Raw genomic sequence first — 1,870 nt, forward strand, 5'->3', positions numbered from 1 at the left:
ATCGCCGATGGCGCTCAGGTTCAGGTCGCCGCCCGCTTTCATCAGGCCGTTGTTGAGGTTGCTGATGCTGTTCTGGCTGTCGAGCGTCAGGCTGTTTTTCGCCAGCAGCGAACTGCCGCTGTTGGTGATGTCGCCGCCCTTCAGGGTAACGTTGTTACCCGCGATTACGCTGCCGTTATTGACGGTGACGTCCTTCGGCGACAGGTAGAGTTTCGGCACCATCACGGTTTCGCCGTTGACGGTGGCTTTCTCCCACCACAGCAGGCTGTGGTCGAGTGCGGCAATCTGATCGGCGGTCAGCGAGACGCCAAACTGCAGGCCCAGCGACTGCTGCGCCGCCGCGGCGTTGTCCATCAGATAGCGCATCTGATCCAGATCGGAGCCGATGCCGTTCAGGTAGCGGTTACCGGTCTGGTTGAGCACCACGTTGGAGACATAGCGGGTATCGAACGCTGCATCGCCGAGGAAGCGGTAGTCGTAATCCGGGTTCAGGTTGAGGCGGCCGAGCATATAGGACGAGCCGAGGAACTGCTTCTCGTCGGTAAACGCCAGCCGCGTCTCCTGCGGTGCCGTGGACGACGGTTTGACCCCGAGCATTGCGTTCAGGTCGGCAAACAGGGCGGGATCAAGCTGTCCGAGACCGTTCAGTTTAGGGTTGATGCTGATCAGGTACGGGCTTTTCGGGTTGTCGGAGAAGACAAAATAGCCGTTGTTGCCCGACGGAAGCGGGTAAGCGCTGGTATCGACGCGCTGGCCCTGGTAATGCCCGACGGCGCCGCCCTGAGCGGTTCTGAGATCGGCGGTGGTGACCCCGGCGTTCGCCAGTGCGCCCAGCTGGCCGAGGTTCGCGTTGCCTTTCTGCCTGGTGCCAATGTTGCTGAGAGGCGTGCCGGACGCGCCGCCGTTTTCCAGCGCGCCGCCGCCGTTAAGCTGCTGTAGCGCACCCTGGAGCTGATCGTTCCACTGCGGCGAGTTCACCGCCACGGTGCCGGTATTGCTCAGCCCCTGTTTTTGTACGCCGCTGCCGACGCTCTGGTTGCTGAGGGTGTTCAGCGACGGCGTGGAGATAACGTTGCTGACGCCGCCCGCGTTCGCAGTGGTATTGGTGTTGCTGATGTTACTGGTGAAGTTTGCGGTAACGTTACCGCCCGCCTGGATGACGGAACGATATATTGTTCCTCCGGATCCTTCGTCCCGATCATCACCCTGTGCAACATAGTGAATGGGGGTCTTCTTATAAACATCTGCGTCGACCGACGCGGAGGGATTTGCTTTACGATTATATTGCTCACGGTCGGCAACATATGTCCTGTAACGCGTCACCGTACCATCAGTCCATGACTGATTTTGCAGAGTCGTACCAGAAAGGAACATATCTTTCGCGGCAAGCAGTGTACTGGCATTATTTTCCAGTTGTCCCGCCTGAATGACCATCCCCTGAGCTGAACTAATCCGTCCCGCTCCACCATTTGCGGACACAGTTTGTGTCGTTCGTAAAATCGCAATCTCTTTCGCCGGACTGTTTTTCATCGGCATCGGAGTAGCTATATCCCTGCATGTAGGACCAGCTCCGTGCCCGGGACTGCCACCGCCGGTACAGGATTCCATGACGATATAGCCATAATCGGTTCCCGCGATCAGCTCAGAAAGAGGGATATCCGCATAGCCGTCCTTCAACCACTTGACCTGCTCCATCAGGTTTTCGGTTTTGCTGTTAAGCACCACCAGACCATCCCTTTGGTTCAGCAAATGCCCCGTCCTGATCGCAATATCCCCGCGCTGCGTCTCAATATTCCCCGACGTATTCACCACCTGGCTGTTCGCATTCCCTGCCGCATCCCGCTGCATCCACAGGCTGTTCCCCGCCATG

Annotated in this window: 1 pseudogene; it reads right to left on the minus strand. The window is 58.3% G+C overall.

Going from position 1 to position 1,870, the window contains the following annotated elements:
* Nucleotides 1-1,870, minus strand: a pseudogene (locus ACDO57_RS23315) (Contact-dependent inhibition of growth factor CdiA); the annotation flags it as partial.

Source organism: Enterobacter cloacae complex sp. 2015409 (assembly GCF_041365315.1).
In the GTDB taxonomy this organism is placed as follows: Bacteria; Pseudomonadota; Gammaproteobacteria; order Enterobacterales; family Enterobacteriaceae; genus Enterobacter; species Enterobacter pseudoroggenkampii.